The sequence below is a fragment of the Streptomyces sp. NPDC091289 genome (genome assembly GCF_044757365.1).
Taxonomy (GTDB): Bacteria; Actinomycetota; Actinomycetes; order Streptomycetales; family Streptomycetaceae; genus Streptomyces.
Genome location: NZ_JBIVUT010000031.1, coordinates 63,345 through 82,027, shown reverse-complemented (window position 1 = coordinate 82,027; position 18,683 = coordinate 63,345). Strand labels below are relative to the sequence as shown.

Here is an 18,683-nt window from a genome sequence, read left to right as displayed (position 1 = left end):
AGCATATTGTCCCGCTCCGTAGCGTCGGACGCATGACGAACGCCCTCACCACCGCGGCCGCCGGATTCGGCACCGGCCTCTCCCTCATCGTCGCCATCGGCGCCCAGAACGCCCTGGTACTGCGCCAGGGCGTGCGCCGCGACGGAGTGCTCGCGGTGGTCGGGATCTGCGCCCTGTCCGACGCGGTGCTCATCGCGCTGGGGGTCGCCGGGGTCGGCGCGGTCGTCGTCGCCTGGCCGTCGGCGCTGACGGCGGTGGGACTGCTCGGCGGCCTGTTCCTGATCGGCTACGGGCTCCTCGCCGCACGCCGCGTCCTGCGCCCCTCGGCCCTGCACGCGGGGGACGCCCCGGCCACATCGCGTCGGGGTGTCGTGCTGACCTGCCTGGCGATGACCTGGCTCAACCCGCACGTGTACCTCGACACCGTGTTCCTGCTCGGATCCGTCGCCGCCGACCGGGGCCCGTTGCGCTGGACCTTCGGCCTCGGCGCGATCCTGGCCAGCCTGTGCTGGTTCGTCGCGCTCGGGTACGGCGCCCGGCTGCTGAGCGGGGTCCTCGCGCGGCCCTCCGCCTGGCGGGTGCTGGACGGTCTGGTCGCCGTGACGATGATCGGCCTCGGCGCGAAACTGGCGCTGGACGCCTGAACGGCCGGCGCCCGCTCCGCGGGCGGGAACCGCACGCCGCCCTGTGCGCCGCCCCCGGCCGGTTCAGCCGACGGGATGCAGGAGGCTGAGGCGCTCGGCGCGCTCCGGCGTCAGATCGAGGGCGGTGAGGACGGAGGGCGTGGCGATACTGGGGAGTATGTGCTGCTGCAGCGTGATGTGGCGGCGCTGCAGGTCCCGGTAGTCGGTGAGAGTCTGGGAGACCGCCTGCGTACCCGTGAAGGCGGCCACGTACAGGTCCGCCGTCTCGGTGGGGTTGACGTGGGGGAGCAGTTCGCCCTGGAGTTTGGCCTGGGCCAGGAGGTGATGGGTGGCTTCCTGCCAGCGGATGAACGGACCGCTGCGGTCGAGGCCCTGGGCCGCCTGGTCCATGGAGAGCCGGACGCCCGCACGGGTGAGGAGACTGTTTTGCAGGCGGTGACTGAACAGCATCCCCAGGTCGATGAGTTGCTGGAGTTTGAGCGCCTGGTCCGGAATGGCCTGGGGCGGCTCCTGGGCGTCGAGAACACCCAGCGCGAGATCCTCCTTGGACGGGAAATGGAAATAGAGAGCTCCTTTGGTGACGCCGGAGCTTTTGAGTATTTCGGTGATCGTCGCGGCTTGGTAGCCATATTTCTCGAAGGCCTGCGCCGCTGCCATCAGGATGGTCCGGCGGGTGCGGATCGCCCGGTCCTGCTTGGCCATCCTGTCTCCTTTGCTGGGCGAAGGCCCGGGAAACGGCCGGGACGCTGTGGGGGGACGGCCCTGCCGGGGATAGAAAAAAAACCGCTTAGTCTGTATCTTATCAGCGCACGTGCATCGCAGGAACGGCTCGCCATCACATGACCCCTGGGGGGAGTTATGCCCGAAGCAGCAGTCTTGACCGATCCGGTGCCGGCTATCGATGCGGAGGCCGAGGTGGTGCATCCCGTGGGGATCGACATGGTGCACCGGACCAGGCCGGAGGACGCCTTTCCGCGTAACTGGGTGCGCCTGGCGCACGATCGGTTCTCGGTGGCGGCGGTCCTGCCGCACGACCATCCGTTCTTCGCCCCGGTGGGTGGCGACCGGCACGACCCGCTGCTGGTCGCGGAAGCGATGCGGCAGGCGGCCATGCTCTCCTTCCACGCCGGGTACGGCGTCCCGCTGGGCTACCACTTCCTGATGGCGGACCTGGACTACGTGTGCCACCTGGACCACCTGGGCGTCGGCGACGCCCCCACCGAGATCGACGTGGAGGTGTTCTGCTCCGACCTGAAGTGGCGGGGCGGACTGCCCGTTCAAGGCCGGGTGGGCTGGGCGGTGTACCGCGACGGGGAGCTGGCTGCGACGGGAACGGGCGCGACCCGCTTCACGAACCCCAAGGTGTACCGGCGGATGCGCGGCGAGGCCCCCACCGAGGGGATATCGATACCGGAGGCGACACCCGTCCCCGCCGCCCGGGCGGGCCGGAGCAGGGCCGAGGACGTGGTGCTGTCGGAGACCGGCCGGGACGCGCTGTGGGAACTGCGCGTGGACACCCGGCATCCGACGCTGTTCCAGCGCCCCAACGACCATGTCCCGGGCATGCTGCTGCTGGAGGCGGCCCGCCAGGCGGCCTGCCTGGCGGCGGGGCCCGGCGGAGTCGTTCCCGCGGAGGCGCGCACCCGCTTCCACCGGTACGCCGAGTTCGGCAGCCCGTGCTGGATCGGGGCGGTGGTCCTGCCGGGGACGGCCGAGGATACGGTGACGGTCCAGGTGACAGGCCATCAGGACGATGAACCGGTGTTCTCCACGGTCCTGTCCGGCCCGCGGGCCGACGGCTGAGAGGTTTGCTCGAGTGATTCTCGTGACGGGTGCGACCGGAGCGGTGGGCCGCGAGGTCGCCGGACAACTGGCGGCGGGCCCCGTGCGGATTCTCGCGCGCCGTCCCGAGCGGCTGACGGTACGGGGGGACGGGGTCGAGGTCGTCGAGGGGGAGTACGGGGACCGCCCCGCCCTCGACCGGGCCCTGCGGGACGTCACCTCGGTGTTCCTGGTGACGAACAGCCCCACGGAGCCCGACGACGAGCGGGTCGCCGCGGCGGCCGCCGCGGCGGGCGTGCGCCATCTGGTCAAGCTGTCCATGATGGCGGTGGAGGAGCCGGGCGCCGACGACTTCATCACCCGGCGTCAGCGGGAGAACGAACAGGCCGTCAGGGAGTCCGGGGTTCCGTGGACGTTCGTCCGCCCCAGGACGTTCATGTCCAACACGCGGTCCTGGGCGCCCGGCATCCGGTCGGCGGGAGTGGTGCGCGCCCTGTACGGCGACGCTCCGGTCGCGTGTGTCGACCCGCGCGACGTCGCGGCGGTGGCCGTCGCCGTTCTCACCGGTACGGGACACGAGGGCAGGGCGTACGCGGTGTCGGGCCCGGAAGCGATCACCGCGCGGGAGCAGACGGCCGAGCTCTCCCGGCTGCTGGGGCGGCCGTTGCGCTTCGAGGAACTGGGCGTGGACGCCGCGCGCACGGCCCTGCTGGCGAAGTACCCGCGGCCCGTCGCGGAGGCCTTTCTGGAGAGCGCCGAGCGGCAGCGGGCGGGCGCGAAGGCGGCCGTGGCGCCCACGGTCCGGGAACTGACGGGCCGTCCGGCGAGGCCGTTCCGTATCTGGGCGGCCGATCACGCCGACGTGTTCACGGGCGAGTAGGGTGCGGCAGCCCCTTACAGACCTCGGATAAGTGCGAAAGTATGCCTTTCTTCTTTTCCGGTCCGGCTCCGCCGCATTCTTCCGTTCCCTGGAAATGAAACCGGTAAGTTGGTTTGATAACTCCATGACGCCGTCCCACCGCTCCGGCGGGGAGCCCTCGACCGGAGCCGGCTCCCTTTCCGGTCCCGTATCCGGCCGCTTCTTCCCCGCGGGGAGGCTCCGGTGACCAAACAGGAGCGGGCCACCCGGACCCGCCAGGCGCTGATCCGCTCCGCCGCCACCGTCTTCGAGCAGCACGGCTACGCGCAGGCGCGGCTGACGCTGATCAGTTCCGGCGCGGGCGTCAGCACGGGCGCGCTGCACTTCCACTTCGAGAACAAGGCCGCGGTCGCGGAAGCGGTGGTGGCGGAGGCGTCCCGGGGACTGCGCGACATGTCCGGCGCGATCCGGCGCAGGACGGACAGCGCGCTGCAGGCACTGGTCGACAGCTCGCACGCTCTCGCCGAACGCCTGCGCGAGGACCCGGTGAGCCGGGCCGGATTCCGGCTGAGCTGCGACGGCGAGAGAGCCACCGCCCCGGACCTGAGGCTGGAGTGGCACCACCGGGTGCGGGAACTGCTGGACGAGGCGGCCGCCGCCGGAACGCTCGCCGAAGACGTCTCCCGCGAGGACGCGGCGGCCGCCACGGTCGCCGCGACGGCCGGGTTCGAGGTGCTCGGCCGGCACGATCCCGCGTGGCTGTCCCCGTACATGCTCACCGGCTTCTGGCGGTTGCTGCTGCCCCGGCTCGCCGCCGCGGAGACCCTGCCGCTCCTGAACCCGGCCGGCACGGGTGCGGCGGCCTCGACCCGGGTTCCCGCACGCGCGGCGTTCGCCGCCGGCGAGGCGGAGGAGACGGCGCAGGTGGCAGAGGTCGGCTGACCGAGAGGTCAGCCGACCGGACGTCCGACCCCGGTGCCGTCCGCCAGCTGCTCCACCAGCCTGCGGAAGCCGGGACACTCGGTGAAGTCCTTGGCCCGGCACTCCAGCGCGTGCTCGATGAGCGTCTTCGACGCCTCGATCTCCTGGATACGCCGGTCCAGCTCCGCGCGCTGCTCCAGCAGCAGCACGCGCCGCTCCGCCGCGTCCGTGGCGTCCAGCACGCCGCGCAGCTGGTCGAGGCTGAAGCCGGCGGCCTTGCCGCGGACGATCATCGCGACCCGCGCGATATGACGTGAGCTGTAGCGACGGCGGCCGTTCACCCGCTCCGCCGGGGACAGCAGGCCCGTCGCCTCCCAGTGGCGCAGCACATGCGTGCGCAGCGCGAAACGGTCGGCCAGCTCGCCGATGGTCATGGATGTCTCATCGGTACTTGACTTCATGTTGACATTAACTTGCAGAGTTGGTCCCAGGTCAAGGGGACGCTCCCCGTCCCCGCCGAGGCAGGAGGAATCATGCTCGATGTGATCATCGTCGGCGGCGGACCCGCCGGAATGTCCGCCGCGCTGACCCTGGGACGAGCCCACCGCACGGTGCTGCTCATCGACAGCGGAGAGGGCCGGAACGCACCCGCGGACGCCGTGCACAACTTCATCACCCACGACGGCACGCCACCGCAGACCCTGCGCGACCTCGGTCACGAGAACCTGCGGCACTATCCGACGGTCCGGACCGCCGCCACCACCGTGGACTCGGTCCGCCGCCTCGCCGACGACCACTTCGAGGTCGCCCTGGCCGACGGCGAGCTCGTCGAATCACGCCGGCTGCTGCTCGCCACCGGCCTCCGCGACGAACTCCCCGACCTCCAGGGCGTGGACGCGCTGTGGGGCAAGAGCGCCTTCCACTGCCCCTACTGCCACGGCTTCGAGGCCAGCGGCAGCCGCATCGCCGTCCTCGGCGCCGCGCCGGACCGGGTCAGGCTGGCACTCCACCTCAGCCGCTTCACCGACGACATAGCCCTGTGCACCGGCGGAGCCTCGCTCGAACCCGTCATGCAGAGCGTCCTCGAGGCCAACGGCGTCGCCGTGCACTGCGCCCCGCTCGCCCGGCTGGAGCACGAGGACACCCGGCTGCGCCGGATCGTCTTCGACGACGGCTCCTCGATCGGGAGGGACGCCGTCTTCATCAAGACGACCCTCCACCAGCGGGCCGACTTCGCCGAGCGGCTCGGCTGCGACGACTTCCCCGACGGCTGCGTCGAGGTGAACGAGTTCGCGCAGACCAGCGTCGCCGGCGTCTACGCCGCCGGCGACATGGCCCGGCGCGCCACCGTGCCGATACCCCTGGCCGCCGTCGTGGCCGCCGCCAGCGGAACCGTCGCCGGGAGCGTCATCGACCAGGACCTCGTCGGCGTCGACTTCAAACTTCCCAACCCGTTTGCGTCCGGGAGGGCGTGACTCACCATGTCCGAAGGCACCACTGCCGAAACACCCGCCCACCGTCCGGGCGGCGCCGGCTCCGAGACACCGTCCCACCGCAGCAACGTCCCGCTGGCCTCGGCCGGACTCGTGCTCGGAATGCTGCTCTCCGTACTCGACCAGACCGTCGTCGCCATCGCCCTGCCGGACATCGCCTCCGACATCGGCGGAGCGAGCTCCTCCGGCTGGGTCGTCACCGCGTATGTACTCGCCTCGACCGCGACCGGGACGCTCTACGGCCGGCTGAGCGACCGCTACGGACGGCGCGGCGTCTTCGTCGTCGCCGTCGTCCTCTTCGTCGTCGCCTCGCTGCTGTGCGGCATGGCCCAGTCCATGCCGCAGCTCATCGCCGCACGGGTGCTCCAGGGCATCGGTGCCGGAGCGCTCTTCGTCATCCCGACCGTCACACTCTCCGAGCTCTACCCGACGCATCTGCGCGGCAGGGTGCAGGGCCTCACCGGCGGCGTCTTCGCCCTCGCGAGCCTCGGCGGCCCGCTGGTGGGCGGCGCGATCACGGACGGCTTCGGATGGCGGTGGATCTTCTACATCAACGTTCCGCTGGGCATCCTGTCCATCCTTCTGTGCATGTTCGCGCTGCGGGTGCCGAAGCCGGTCGCCGGGGGCAAGGTCGACCTGGCCGGCTCCGCGCTGCTCATCGGCGGCGTGGTCAGCCTGCTCCTGATCACCCAGTGGGGCGGCCGCGACCACGCTTGGGCCTCCGGCACGATCCTCGGCCTGATCGCGGCCTGCCTCGCTCTGTTCGCGCTCTTCGTGTGGTGGGAGGGCCGGGCCGAGAATCCGCTGCTGCCGATGAGGCTGTTCACCAACCCCTCACTGCGGCTCGTCCTGCCCGCCACGCTCATCCTCGGCATGCTGCTCTACGGGTCCGTGGTGTACATGCCGACCTTCCTCCAGGCGGCGTACGGCATGAGCGCCACCGAAGCCGGCCTCGCGCTCAACCCGTACTTCATCCCCTTCCTCGTCGTCTCCGCCGTCACCGGCGGAAAGGCGGGCGCCAGCGGCCGGTTCAAGCCCTATCTCCTGACCGGCGCCGTGGTGCTCGGCATCGCGTTCCTGGGGCTCGGCCTGCTCGACATCGACAGCCCGTACCTCCTGGTCGCCGTGGCCATGGCCGTCCTCGGCATCGGGTTCGGTCTGCTGATGCAGAACCTCGTGGTGGTCTCCCAGAACGCCGCCGCACCGCCCGACCTGGCCGCCACCACCGCCGCCAACCTCTCCATCCGCGGCCTGGGCATGGCGATCGGCGTCGCACTCTTCGGCAGCCTGCTCAGCCGTGAGATCGGCGCCGGACCGGTGACCCCCGAGGCCACCGCGGCGGCCATCCCGGACGTCTTCGTCTGGGGCGCGCCGCTGGCCCTGGTGCTCGCGCTGCTCATCGGCCTGCTGCCGCGTCAGCAGGCGCCGCAGCCGAGCACCGACGGCGGGACCGAGGACCACGACCCGGCCGGCACAGCGACCCGACCCGGCGCCGCCTGAACAACCCGGCCACCGGCGGACGAGAGGCCACGCGTCCTCTCGTCCGCCGCTCCTCCACACCGAAAGCCATGCTGATGCGTATCCTCCTCAACGCCGCCCACCGGGGCCTCCACCGCCTCGCCGGACAGCGCCACGACCACCGATCCCACGAGGCCGACCCCGGAGGGATGGGCATCAGCGGAGAGGCGTACGACCGGCTCTCCGGAAGGCTGCTCAGCGGCATCTACCGCCGGGCCGCCGACGACGTCTGCCGGGCCCCGCAAGGAGCGCTCGTCCTCGACATCGGCACCGGCCCCGGCCGGCTCCTCCTCGACATCGCCCGCAGACGGCCCGACCTCCGTCCGCACGGCGTCGACGTCTCGGCCTCCATGACCGAGCGGGCCCGGCACAACATGCGGGAACACGGCTACGGAGACCGCGTCACCATCCACCTCGCCGAGGCCGGCGCGCTACCGCTCCCCGACGCCAGCGCCGACGCCGTCGTCTCCACCCTGAGCATGCACCACTGGGCCGATGTGCCCGAGGCCGTCACCGAAATGGCGCGGGTCCTGCGCCCCGGCGGCCGAATCGTCATCTACGACTTCCGCGCGACGTCCGACGAGCCGCTCAACCGGACCGTCGCGGCCCGCCCGGAGTTCGCCGGTCGCACCGTCCGGCGCACCCTCGTCACCGGCACACCCTGGATCCCTCTCCCACTGTTCGCCCGCATGACGGTCGAACGCGCCTGAGCGGAAGCCCTCCGACGCCACCCGGCGATTCCGGCCGGAAACCCCGTCTTCACCGCTCGTCGGCCGGACCCCGCACCACGCCGCTGATCACATCCGCCCGGCCCGCGTCGGCTCCCCAGCTCGCCAGCAGACGCAGGGCCTGGGCCGACTCCGAGCCCGGCTCCGCGTGGTAGGTCACCAGATGCTGCTCCTCGTCGTCCGGGAGGTTCAGCGTCTCGTACGACAGGGTCAGGTCACCGGCGAGCGGATGCCGCAGCAGCTTGACGCCGTGGCCCTTCTCCTTGACGTTGTGCGTGGCCCACAGCTGCCTGAACTCGTCGCTCTTGACCGAGAGTTCGCCCACCAGCGCCGACAGCTCCGGGTCGTCGGGGTGGCAGCCCGCGTACAGCCGCAGATAGCTGACCATGTCCGAGGCCTTCGCGTCCCACTTCACGAACAGGTCCCGGTAGCCGGGGGAGAGGAACACGAGCCGCGCCCAGTTGCGCTCGGCCGGCGGCAGCGCGCCCCAGTCGCCGAACACCGCGGCCGCCATCGGATTCCACGCGAGGATGTCGGAGCGGGCCCCGGTCACGTACGCGGGGATGCCGTCCATGCTGTCGAGGAGATACAACAGCCCGGTCCGCACCCGCTGCACCCTGGCCGGCCGGCGCTTCTTCTTGTGTCGCGCGGGACTGGCCAGGTGGGTGAGATGCGCGTGCTCGGCGTCGGTGAGCCGCAGCGCCCGCGCGATCGCGTCGAGCACCTCGGCCGACACATTGCGCCCGTTGCCCTGCTCCAGGCGCGTGTAGTACGCCACGGACACCCCGGCCAGCTGTGCCAGCTCCTCCCGGCGCAGACCGGGCACCCGACGGGCCCGGCCGAATTCCGGCAGCCCCACGTCCTGCGGCTGGAGCTTGGCCCTCCGGGTGCGCAGGAACTCGCTGAGCTCGGCCCGCCGGTCCAGCGGCTCGGGGGCGGCGGCCTCTGGCTGATCATCCATGCTTTCCATTATTCCTGTGTTCCGCGGTCGTACGCACCGGAGCCTGTCCCCGTCAGTAGTAGGACCGCTGGACGTAGGCAAAGCGGTGACCTGGGTAAACATCCGTCGCGGCGTGATGCTGGGAGACGTTCCTACCGCATCACCAGAGGAGAACCTCCGGCATGACCACCGTTGCCGCCTACGCCGCTCCCCGTGCCAAGGCCCCGCTGGAGCGCACCACGATCGAGCGTCGCCCGGTGGGCGAGTTCGACATCCTGATCGACATCAAGTTCGCCGGAATCTGCCACTCCGACATCCACCAGGCCCGTGACGGCTGGGGCGAGGGCATCTTCCCGATGGTGCCCGGCCACGAGATCGCCGGGATCGTCGCCGAGACCGGCTCCGGTGTCACCCGGTTCCGGGTCGGCGACCGCGTCGGCGTCGGCTGCATGGTCGACTCCTGCGGACAGTGCGACGCCTGCCGCACGGGCCGCGAACAGCACTGCGCCGAGGGGAACACCCAGACGTACAACGCTCTCGACCGCAGTGGCGAGCCCACCCACGGCGGCTACTCGACGCACATCGTCGTGACCGAGGCGTTCGCCGTCTCCATCCCCGAGGGCATCGCCCTCGACGAGGCCGCGCCGCTCCTGTGCGCGGGCATCACCACGTACTCCCCGCTCAAGCGCTGGGGCGCGGGCCCCGGCAAGAAGGTCGCCGTCGTCGGCCTCGGCGGTCTCGGCCACATGGCCGTCAAGATCGCGCACGCGCTCGGCGCCGAGGTCACGGTGCTCTCCCAGTCGCTGCGCAAGAAGGACGACGGGCTCAAGCTGGGCGCCGACCACTACTACGCGACCAGCGACCCCAGGACCTTCGAGGAGCTGGCCGGCACCTTCGACGTCATCCTCTCCACGGTCTCGGCCCCGCTGGACTTCGGCGCCTACCTCGGACTGCTGCGCACGGACGGCACCCTGGTCAACGTGGGTGCCCCCGAGGAGCCGATCTCGCTGAACCTCTTCTCCCTGATCCTGGGCAACAAGTCGATCGCGGGCTCGGCGATCGGCGGGATCAAGGAGACCCAGGAGATGCTGGACTTCTGCGCCGTGCACGGGCTCGGCGCCGAGATCGAGGTGATCGGCGCGAGCCAGGTCAACGAGGCGTACGAGCGGGTTCTCGCGAGCGACGTCCGCTACCGCTTCGTCATCGACACGGCCACCATCTGAGCCCTCGCCCGCCCGGAGATCCCCTCCGCGCACGCCTGTGCCCACCGGTTCGCGCGACCCGGTGGGCACAGGCATGTCCGACGAACTCCTCCCGGAGCCGCCCCCGACGGGACGGTGCGGGAGGCTACGACGGGACGGGTGAACCGCCGGGCAGATCCTCGGGCTCGGCCCCGGACTCCGGCTCCCGCGGCTCCTCCAGGAGCTGCTCGCGCAGGTAGTTCCAGGCCACCGCGAGCAGCGCGGCCACCGGCACGGCGAGCAGGCTGCCCACCACACCGGCCAGGCTGCCGCCCAGCGTCACCGCGAGCAGGATCGTCGCCGCGTGCAGACCCAGCCCGCGGCCCTGGATCATGGGCTGGAACACATTGCCCTCCAACTGCTGCACCACGACGATGATCCCCAGCACGATCAGGGCGTCCATCGGCCCGTTCGAGACCAACGCGATGACCACCGCCACGAATCCGGCGAACAGCGCCCCCACGATCGGCACGAACGCGGAGACGAAGGTCAGCACGGCCAGCGGCAGAACCAGCGGCACGTCCAGGATCCACAGGCCGATCCCGATGAAGACCGCGTCCAGCAGACCGACGAACGCCTGGGACCGTACGAACGCGCCCAGGGTGTCCCAACTGCGGGCGGCCACCTCGGGGATGTCGGTGGCGAGCCTGCCGGGAAGCTGACGGGTCAGCCACGGCAGGAACCGCGGGCCGTCCTTGAGGAAGAAGAACATCAGGAAGATCGCCAGAACCGCGGTGACGAGCCCGTTGACCACGGTGCTCACTCCGGTGACGGCGGTGGTGACCACACTGCCGACGCTGTCCTGGAGCTTGGCGGTCGCGGTGTCGAGGGCACCGGTGATCTGGTCGTCGCCGATGTTCAGCGGCGGACCGGCCGCCCACGCGCGGAGCTTGTCGATGCCCTCGACCACCCGGTCGGCCAGTTGCCCGGACTGGTCCGCCACCGGCACCGCGATCAGGGCCACGATGCCCGCCCCCACGAGCAGGGCGAACACCGTCACCGCCGACGCGGCGAGCGCGGGCCGCCAGCCGTGCCGGCGCAGGAAACGGGCGAGCGGCCAGGTCAGCGTCGTGAGGAACAGACCGACTATCAGCGGCCATACGACCGACCACATCCGGCCCAGCACCCACAGCGAGACCGCCGCCGCCACGAGGACCAGCAGCAGCTCAGCGGAGACCCGTGCCGACGTGCGGAGAGCGGCCGCGGTCTTTGTCGAACTCAATGGCGAAGACATGGCGTCACCCTATGGGTTCGATCACCGTGTCCCGGCCACCCCCGGGGCCCGCCGAAGCCGACCGCGACGAGGGCGGCCCGCCGGTCCCGTCACCGCAACGCCGGGGGCAGTTCCTCCCGGTGGACGATGCCGAGGCGCTGCGTGGCACGGGTGAGCGCCACATACAGATCGCTCGTGCCGAACCGGGCGGGTTCCACCACCAGCACATGGTCGAACTCGAGCCCCTTGGCCTGGCGCGGATCCAGCAGCACCACCGGGTGCGTGAGATCGGGTGCCTCGCCTGCCACGACGCCGTCCAGCGGTGCGGCGATCTCCGCGTGCAGCGCACGCGGCGCGATCACCGCGAGCCGCCCCTCCCGGGGCGTCAGCTCCACGACGGCCTCGGCCACCGCGCCCGCCAGATCCCCCTCGGCCTCCCGCTTCCACGGCTTCTCACCGGTCGACCGCACCGAGACGGGGGCGGTGAACGACGGGTCCTTCTCCCGCAGGACCCCGGCGGCCAGCTCCATGATCTCCGCGGGCGTACGGTAGTTGACCTCCAGCGTGACGTGCTCGAAGCGGTCCCCGACGTACGGCCCCAGAATCTTCTCCCAGGACCCGACGCCCGCCTCCTCGGAGGTCTGCGCCGGGTCGCCGACCAGGGTCAGCGAGCGGGTCGGCGCCCGGCGCATCAACAGCCGCCACGCCATCGGCGAGAGCTCCTGCGCCTCGTCGACGATGATGTGCCCGAACGCCCAGGTGCGGTCGGCGGCGGCCCGCTCGGCGGCGGTCCGGTGATCGGCCTCCTCGTGCCGCTCGGCCATCCGCTCGGCGTCGATGATGTCGTGGGCGGCGAGGACCTCGGACTCCTCGTCCTCGAACTCGTAACTCTCCGAGCCCCGCGACAGCTCCAGCACGCCCTGCGCGTAGCCGACCCGCTCCTGACGGGCCGCCTCGGCCGCCGCCCTCTCCGCGCTGTCGTCGACGCCGAGCAGCTCGGCGGCCTCGTCGAGCAGCGGTACGTCGGCGGGGGTCCACGCCCCGGCGCCGGACGGCCGGCGGATCGCTTCGGCGTCCTCCTCCGGTACGTACACCGGATCGGCCAGATAGTCCGCGAGGAAGGCCTCGGGGGTCAGCGGCGGCCACAGCTCGTCCACCGCCGCGTGCACCTCCTTGCTCAGCGCGACGTCCCGGCCCAGCAGGGCCATGTCGTCGGGGCCGAGGAAGTTGGGCCCGCCGTAGGGGTCCGCGCCGATGCGCTCGACGAGCTGCGCGGTGAGCGCGTCGATCACCCGGAAGACGAAGTGGGGGCGGGCGAGATTGTGCGGCAGACGGGTGTCGCGGGCCGCCTGCCGGGCCTCGTAGGCGATCTCCCAGTCCAGGATCAGATCCCCGCCGTCCTCGTGCGGGATCACCATCGCCGCCCCGGGCTCCGGCAGCCGCTGCCGGTCGCGTACGGCCAGGGCGAGGGCCTCGGCCATCGGCTCGCCGCCCTTGACGGTGGCGGCGCGCGGGGTGTCCGTACCGGTGGCGTGCACCCCGGGGAACAGCTCGGCCTGCGTGGCGAGCAGCACCCCGGTCTCGCCGAGCGCGGGCAGCACCTCCGCGATGTAGCGCAGGAACGCCGGGTTGGGGCCCACGATGAGCACGGCGCGCTTGGCGAGGAGCTCGCGGTGCTCGTACAGCAGGAAGGCGGCCCGGTGCAGCGCGACGGCCGTCTTGCCGGTGCCGGGGCCGCCCTCGACGACGAGGACGCCGCGGTGCGGGGCCCGGATGATGCCGTCCTGCTCGGCCTGGATGGTCCGCACGATGTCGCCCATGCGCCCGGTGCGCGCGGAATTGAGCGCCGCGAGCAGCACGGCGTCACCGTTCGGGTCCTCGAATCCGGTGCGGTCGCGGTCCCCGAGATCCAGGATCTCGTCATGGAGCTCGGTGACCGTGCGGCCCTCGGTGGTGATGTGCCGGCGCCGGCGCAGCCCCATCGGCGTGTGCCCCGTGGCGAGATAGAAAGGACGCGCCACCGGCGCACGCCAGTCGATCAGAACAGGAGTGTGCTCGGTGTTGTCCTCACGGATACCGATACGGCCGATATGGTGCGCGAGCCCGTCGGAGCGGTCGATGCGGCCGAAACACAAGGAGCCGTCCACCGCGTTGAGCGCGGCGAGCAGACCCGAGCGCTCCGCCACCAGGATGTCGCGCTCCAGCCGCGCCTGCTGGCCCGTCCCGACCGGCGTCAGCGCGTGCTCGACACCGTCGGCCGCGACTCCGCGCAGGGCGTCGACCCGGGCATGGAGCCGATCGATGAATTCCTGCTCTTCCCGCAATTCGTCGCTTTCCCGGTTTGACAAAACGGCTCCCCGCCAGTTATATTCGTAATCATAAGGCCCCCGAGCGGGGCCTTTCTGCATGTGCGCAGAAGAATCGAATATACGCGGGACAATCCCCGGACCGCAATTACGGTCCGGGGATTTTTCGCGCCCGGCGGACGGCCGACAGGCTGACCCCGCCCGGCTCCGGTAGCGTGGGCCGGGCGACGCGCCGAGCGCGGTCGCCCCTCCACCGGTGACCGTTCCCGGCCCCTCCACCGGTGACCGTTCCCGTCGTATCTCCCGCTGCGCGTCGCCGCGTCCCAGTTGACCGGAGAGTCACCGGAGAGAGCCATGAGCACACGTTTCGAAGCCACGGTCGACATCGACCGGCCCATCGAAGAGGTCTTCGCCTACCTCGCGGACGGCTCGCACGACCCCGAGTTCAGCCCGAGGGTGCAGCGCATCGAGAAATCACCGGACGGGCCGACCCACGTCGGCACCGTTTTCCACAGCACGGTCAAGGACGCGGGCATGACGACCCGGCGCGACTTCGAGATCAGCGAACTCTCCGCCCCGACCCGTATCCGCTGGCACGAGCAGTCCAAGAACCTCATCACCGCGGCCGAGGGCGGCTACGACCTCGAGCGCACGCCGGACGGCGGCACGCAGGTGAGGCTCTTCAACGTCCTGGAGGGCCACGGGGTCGGCAAGTTGCTGGTCGGCTTCGCGGGAAGCGCGGCACGCAAGGACGCGCCGGCGTTCGGACGGCGCATCAAGGAAGCCGTCGAGGCACCCTGAGCGATGGGGCCGGTCCGACAGCCGGTCAGTCCGGCAGAGGCACGCGGATCACGGGGTCGAAGGGGTGCTTGTTGAACCCGCTGCGCACATTGCGGCAACTCGGCGCCTGGCACATGAAGAACTCGTCGACGCTCCGCCGGCCCGTCCGGCCCCGGAGCCAGGTCTTCTCGGCGGCGGTGAGGGAGCGGTGCCGCTCGTCGGCATCACACGTGTAGCAGTACATGGCGCGGGCCGGCACGGGACCTCCTGAAGCGGGCGAACACGCAGAAGGCGAAGCATATGGGGGTGCGTCGGGCAGGGGCAGGCTCCGGCACGCCCGATCTTCGTGGGTTTCGGCGTGGGGGCGGGTCCTAGTACTCCAGTCTGGTTTCGTGGCCTATCCAGTAGGTTCGTCGAGAGACCGCCGTTGGTAGTGGCTGCGCCGGGCTGTTGCCTGGTGGCGTCTGCGCCAGATGGACCAGTGCAGCAGCCTGGCTGCGGTCGCGGCTGGCGGGGCGAAGACCGCGGTGAGCGGATGGCGGATTTCGGGGACGGTCAGGGAGATCGGGTCGCTGTCCTGAGTCGGGAAGTTCCGGTCGGCGGGTCGGCCGGGGGCCGCGTCGGCGGCGACGGCGGTCAGGAAGGCCAGGGCGAGCATGGCGAGGGTGATGTGCCGGTGCCACGATGTCCAGTGCCTGACCTGATAGTGGTCGAGGCCGACATGGCTCTTGGCGGCCTGAAAGCACTCCTCGATGCTCCAGCGGACACCGGCGACGCGGACGAGTTCGGCCAGTGTCGCGGTGGTGGGTGACCGGCACAGGTGGAAGGCGAGTTCGCCGGTGGTCCGGTTGCGGCGGATCAGCAGGTGGCGGTGGCTTCCGGTGCCGATGTGGATCCAGGCCCAGTCGTAGTGGCGGTAGCCTTTCGCGCCTCTTCCGGCGCTGTGTCGTTGCCAGGCCGTGGCGGGCAGGCGCCCGGCGACGGTGTCCGCGCGGACTGTGGTGCGCCCGTGGTTGATCCTCACCAGGGCCGAACAGGCGACGGCCAGCACGTAGCCGGCGCCGCGTGCTTCCAGGACAGTCCGCAGGTGGGGGTCCTGGCCGTAAGCTTCGTCGCCGGTCACCCGTGAGGCGGCGATCCCGGCGTCCAGCGCGGCGGTGATCATCTCCCCGGCCAGACGGGGCTTGGTCGCGAGCTCCACCTCTCGGGTATTCCTGCCTCACGGCGGCGCTCGGGATCGGTGCTCCAGGAACGCTCGGGCAGGTAGAGCCGGCGGTCGATCAGGGCCCGGCCCCGGCTGGTGGCCAGGGCGAGGAACACGCCGACCTGGGCGTTTTCGATGCGTCCGGCGGTGCCCGTGTACTGCCTCTGCACTCCCGCCGAGGACCGGCCCTTCTTCAGGAAACCGGTCTCGTCGACGACGAGAACAGCATTGTCGGTGCCGAGGTGTTCGGCGGCGTAGGAACGCAGGTCGTCGCGGACCGCATCGGCGTCCCATCGGACATACCTCAGCAGACGCTGCAGGGGCCCCGGCCGCTTATGCCCCGCTCGTTCGGCCACCTGCCAGCAGTTCTTCCGTTCGACGCCCGCCATGAGCCCGAGCAGGTAGGAACGGGCCGCCGCCCGGGGCTCAACGCGCCCGAACCTGCCCGCGATCCGGGCCATGACCTGGTCGAACATCGCCCGCCATCAATCAGGGTCTACGCTATGGCCTGCGGCCACCGCACGATCTTCAGGAGTCCACACAACCCTTGATCATCTCGCGGCGGCCGCCAGCGTCAGGCGCTGCCGTACTGGCCGTCGTCGCCTGGGCCATGGCGAGACTGCACACCGGAGTACTAATCCGCTTGCAGCACGAAGAACAGGAAACACAGGAAGCGCGGTTCGGCCGCGATGGCCTCGGGGAACAGCTCGCGGGCGGCGGGATCAGGCTCCGGCTCGCTGATGACCGTAATCCGGAAACCGGCCCCGGTGAAAGCCTCGATCATCGCGTGCAGCGGCCTGTTCCAGCGACTCACCAGGGTGGTCTGGCCGCCCATGCTCCATTCTACGGTCCATTTGGTGGTGTCGAAGTAGTCGCACTCGGCCTCGCGACCGGCCTCGCGGTGAATGAGGTTTACGGCAAAGGGATGGTCGACAGACGCAATCAGCCGACCGCCGGGCCTGAGTACGCGTCGCAGTTCGGCCAGCGCTGGCCCCCAGTCCTCCAGGTAGTGCAGCACCAGGGACGCCATTACATCGTCGAACGTGTCATCAGGGTAGGGAAGCGGGCTGCCCAGGTCCGCCACCTGCAGATCCGCACCGTCGCCGAGCCGCTGCCGGGCAAGCCCCAGCATCCCGGCGCTCGAATCGAAGCCACTCACCATGGCGCCACGGTCGCGCAGCGCGGCAAACAAGGCCCCCGAGCCACAGCCGGCGTCGAGGATCCGCCGGCCAGCCACGTCTCCAGCGAGGGCCAGCATCGCGGGACGCTCATAGTAGGCATTGACCAGGTTGGTTTCGTTCGCGGCCGTGTACGCCTCGGCGAAGCTGTTGTAGTCGTTGGTCTTCGACGGATCCACACATACCGAGGATGGTGAAACCAGCCTGGTGGAAAACGGGTGCTCTTGGTGCTCGCTTGAGGTCATGGTGCGGGAGACGTGTGCTCCAGTAGTTCGGTTCCTGGCCCGACCATCCATATGTGTGCTCACCGAGCCGCCTACAACTGCGGCTCGACTCAACCGGCTTCCTGCAGGTCTGGGCGCAGTCGACCCGCACGTGATCACGAAACCGCACTGGAGCACTAGGCGCCGGCGGGGTTCAACCAGGTGCTGATCCTGCCCAGCGCGCCGGGCCCGTAGTCGGAGGTGACGTCGGCGGCGAGGTCGGCGACGGTGATCGAGCGGAGGGCCTCGCGCCAGGCGGCCTCGGCCCGGCCCATGGCGCGGCTGATGGCACAGGGTGCGGTGCAGGCCTCCGGGGGAGTGGCCATCGGGCCGCGCTGCCGGATCTCGGTGCAGACGAACGCGGGCCCCGGGCCGTCGACCGCCTCGACGACGTCGAGAACGGTGATGAGCGCGGGGGAGCGGGTGAGGACGTAACCGCCCGCCTTGCCCTGGACCGACTGGACGAGTCCGGCCCGCGACAGGGCCTGCAACTGCTTGGCGAGATAGCTGGGCGAGACGTCGTGCAGCTCCGCCAGGCGCGCGGCCGGCGCGGGTTCTTCCGTCGAGGTCAGCACGACGCAGCAGTGCAGTGCCCACTCGACGCCACCAGACATTTTCACTTCTTCACTCTAATCCACGGCCCCCGGATACCCGGACAGTGAATGTCCGAGTAGAATCTCGGACAAGAGATGTCCGCGTTCGGTGTGCGGGTGGCGGCGAAGCCCCCGGAAGCCGGACGGGACGCGTCATCGAGGAAGGGCAAGGCCATGCACATTGCCGTCATCGGCGGAACCGGACTGATCGGATCCCAGGTGGTGCGGGATCTCGACGCGGCCGGTCACCGCGCGGTACCCCACTCCCAGTCCACCGGCGTGGACGTGATCACCGGCGAAGGCCTGGAGGCCGCCCTCGCCGGCGCGGACGTGGTCGTCAACCTGACCAACTCACCGACGTTCGACGACGCCTCGCCGGCGTTCTTCCGGACCTCGATGGACCACCTCGTCGCCGCCGCCGGCAAGGCGGACGTCGGCCACTTCGTCGTCCTGTCGATCGTCGGGGTCGACCAGGTGCCGGAGCTGGACTACTACCGGGCCAAGACGCTCCAGGAGGAGATCCTCAAGGCCGGCCCCGTGCCCTACTCCATCGTTCGCGCCACGCAGTTCATGGAGTTCATGGACGCCGTCCTCTCCTGGACCGCCGACGAGGACACCGTCCGCCTCCCGCGCACCCGGATCCAGCCGGTCGCCGCCGCGGACGTCGCCGCCACCGTCGCCGAGGTCGCGGTCGGCGAGCCGCTCCGGGGCACCGTCGACCTCGCCGGGCCCGACGCCTACCCGCTGGACGAACTGGGCGCCGTCACACTCCGCGCCAAGGGCGACAGCCGCTCGGTGACCACCGACGACACCGCCGGGATGTTCGCCGCCGTCAACGGCGACGTCCTCACCCCGAAGAACGGCGCCCGTATCGCCCCCACCCGCTACGCCGACTGGCTGGCGCGGAACGCCTGACCCGCGCCGCCCGGCGGCTCCCCCTCCCCGGACATGGGAGCCGCCGGGCGCGCGCACCGCAGCGGCTCCCCACGTCCGGAGAGCCGCTGCGGCCGGGCACGCCCG

General features: G+C 70.8%; 18 protein-coding genes and 1 pseudogene. 10 read left to right on the top strand and 9 right to left on the bottom strand.

Annotated elements, in window-relative coordinates; genetic code table 11:
* Nucleotides 1-32: 32 nt before the first annotated feature.
* Entirely contained in the window at nt 33-644 is a 612-nt protein-coding gene (locus tag ACIQPT_RS33125; protein ID WP_401161384.1) for a LysE/ArgO family amino acid transporter, read from the top strand.
* A 63-nt stretch (nt 645-707) separates the two neighbouring features.
* On the opposite strand, the gene ACIQPT_RS33120 is transcribed toward ACIQPT_RS33125, so the two are convergent.
* Nucleotides 708-1,346 (bottom strand): ScbR family autoregulator-binding transcription factor, encoded by a 639-nt coding sequence (locus tag ACIQPT_RS33120; protein ID WP_401161382.1) that lies wholly within the window; start codon nt 1,344-1,346, stop codon nt 708-710.
* A 156-nt stretch (nt 1,347-1,502) separates the two neighbouring features.
* On the opposite strand from ACIQPT_RS33120, the gene ACIQPT_RS33115 reads away from it, so the two are divergent.
* The 3 genes from ACIQPT_RS33115 (at nt 1,503) to ACIQPT_RS33105 (ending at nt 4,227) form a co-directional block, all read left to right on the top strand.
* Nucleotides 1,503-2,447 (top strand): ScbA/BarX family gamma-butyrolactone biosynthesis protein, encoded by a 945-nt coding sequence (locus tag ACIQPT_RS33115; RefSeq protein WP_401161380.1) that lies wholly within the window; start codon nt 1,503-1,505, stop codon nt 2,445-2,447.
* Between the two features lie 13 nt (nt 2,448-2,460).
* The gene (locus ACIQPT_RS33110) at nt 2,461-3,306 is read left to right on the top strand and encodes an NAD(P)H-binding protein (RefSeq protein WP_401161378.1); all 846 of its coding nucleotides are present in this window, start codon (nt 2,461-2,463) and stop codon (nt 3,304-3,306) included.
* A 222-nt stretch (nt 3,307-3,528) separates the two neighbouring features.
* Nucleotides 3,529-4,227 carry a ScbR family autoregulator-binding transcription factor gene (locus tag ACIQPT_RS33105; protein WP_401161376.1) on the top strand — a complete coding sequence of 233 codons (699 nt, stop codon included), beginning with the start codon at nt 3,529-3,531 and terminating at the stop codon, nt 4,225-4,227.
* 8 nt (nt 4,228-4,235) lie between these two features.
* On the opposite strand, the gene ACIQPT_RS33100 is transcribed toward ACIQPT_RS33105, so the two are convergent.
* Nucleotides 4,236-4,640: a MerR family transcriptional regulator gene (locus ACIQPT_RS33100; RefSeq protein WP_401161375.1), complete on the bottom strand. Its 405-nt coding sequence runs from the start codon at nt 4,638-4,640 to the stop codon at nt 4,236-4,238.
* 99 nt (nt 4,641-4,739) lie between these two features.
* Between ACIQPT_RS33100 and ACIQPT_RS33095 the strand changes: the two genes are divergently transcribed.
* From ACIQPT_RS33095 to ACIQPT_RS33085, 3 genes are all read left to right on the top strand, one after another.
* Nucleotides 4,740-5,681, top strand: coding sequence for an NAD(P)/FAD-dependent oxidoreductase (locus ACIQPT_RS33095; protein ID WP_401161373.1), 942 nt, complete (start codon nt 4,740-4,742; stop codon nt 5,679-5,681).
* Nucleotides 5,682-5,687: 6 nt separating this feature from the next.
* Nucleotides 5,688-7,199, top strand: coding sequence for an MDR family MFS transporter (locus ACIQPT_RS33090; protein WP_401161371.1), 1,512 nt, complete (start codon nt 5,688-5,690; stop codon nt 7,197-7,199).
* A 68-nt stretch (nt 7,200-7,267) separates the two neighbouring features.
* On the top strand, nt 7,268-7,927 hold the full coding sequence (locus tag ACIQPT_RS33085) for a class I SAM-dependent methyltransferase (protein ID WP_401161369.1): 660 nt from the start codon (nt 7,268-7,270) through the stop codon (nt 7,925-7,927).
* Nucleotides 7,928-7,976: 49 nt separating this feature from the next.
* On the opposite strand, the gene ACIQPT_RS33080 is transcribed toward ACIQPT_RS33085, so the two are convergent.
* The gene (locus ACIQPT_RS33080) at nt 7,977-8,906 is read right to left on the bottom strand and encodes a helix-turn-helix domain-containing protein (protein ID WP_401161367.1); all 930 of its coding nucleotides are present in this window, start codon (nt 8,904-8,906) and stop codon (nt 7,977-7,979) included.
* Between the two features lie 161 nt (nt 8,907-9,067).
* Between ACIQPT_RS33080 and ACIQPT_RS33075 the strand changes: the two genes are divergently transcribed.
* Nucleotides 9,068-10,108 (top strand): NAD(P)-dependent alcohol dehydrogenase, encoded by a 1,041-nt coding sequence (locus ACIQPT_RS33075; protein WP_401161365.1) that lies wholly within the window; start codon nt 9,068-9,070, stop codon nt 10,106-10,108.
* Nucleotides 10,109-10,232: 124 nt separating this feature from the next.
* Here ACIQPT_RS33075 and ACIQPT_RS33070 read toward each other — a convergent pair whose 3' ends face one another.
* Entirely contained in the window at nt 10,233-11,360 is a 1,128-nt protein-coding gene (locus tag ACIQPT_RS33070) for an AI-2E family transporter (RefSeq protein WP_401161363.1), read from the bottom strand.
* Between the two features lie 89 nt (nt 11,361-11,449).
* Nucleotides 11,450-13,663 carry a HelD family protein gene (locus tag ACIQPT_RS33065; protein ID WP_401161435.1) on the bottom strand — a complete coding sequence of 738 codons (2,214 nt, stop codon included), beginning with the start codon at nt 13,661-13,663 and terminating at the stop codon, nt 11,450-11,452.
* Between the two features lie 336 nt (nt 13,664-13,999).
* On the opposite strand from ACIQPT_RS33065, the gene ACIQPT_RS33060 reads away from it, so the two are divergent.
* Nucleotides 14,000-14,446 (top strand): SRPBCC family protein, encoded by a 447-nt coding sequence (locus ACIQPT_RS33060; protein WP_401161362.1) that lies wholly within the window; start codon nt 14,000-14,002, stop codon nt 14,444-14,446.
* Between the two features lie 25 nt (nt 14,447-14,471).
* Here ACIQPT_RS33060 and ACIQPT_RS33055 read toward each other — a convergent pair whose 3' ends face one another.
* The 4 genes and pseudogenes from ACIQPT_RS33055 to ACIQPT_RS33040 form a co-directional block, all read right to left on the bottom strand.
* Nucleotides 14,472-14,684: a hypothetical protein gene (locus tag ACIQPT_RS33055; RefSeq protein ID WP_401161360.1), complete on the bottom strand. Its 213-nt coding sequence runs from the start codon at nt 14,682-14,684 to the stop codon at nt 14,472-14,474.
* Between the two features lie 348 nt (nt 14,685-15,032).
* Nucleotides 15,033-16,105: pseudogene (locus tag ACIQPT_RS33050) on the bottom strand (IS701 family transposase); the annotation flags it as partial.
* 158 nt (nt 16,106-16,263) lie between these two features.
* Nucleotides 16,264-17,052 carry a class I SAM-dependent methyltransferase gene (locus tag ACIQPT_RS33045; RefSeq protein WP_401161358.1) on the bottom strand — a complete coding sequence of 263 codons (789 nt, stop codon included), beginning with the start codon at nt 17,050-17,052 and terminating at the stop codon, nt 16,264-16,266.
* A gap of 155 nt (nt 17,053-17,207) precedes the next feature.
* A complete protein-coding gene (locus ACIQPT_RS33040) occupies nt 17,208-17,684 on the bottom strand; it encodes an RrF2 family transcriptional regulator (RefSeq protein WP_401161434.1) in 477 nt (158 codons plus the stop codon).
* A gap of 153 nt (nt 17,685-17,837) precedes the next feature.
* Here ACIQPT_RS33040 and ACIQPT_RS33035 point away from each other — a divergent pair, with 153 nt between their 5' ends.
* Nucleotides 17,838-18,578 (top strand): SDR family oxidoreductase, encoded by a 741-nt coding sequence (locus ACIQPT_RS33035; protein WP_401161356.1) that lies wholly within the window; start codon nt 17,838-17,840, stop codon nt 18,576-18,578.
* Nucleotides 18,579-18,683: the final 105 nt, after the last annotated feature.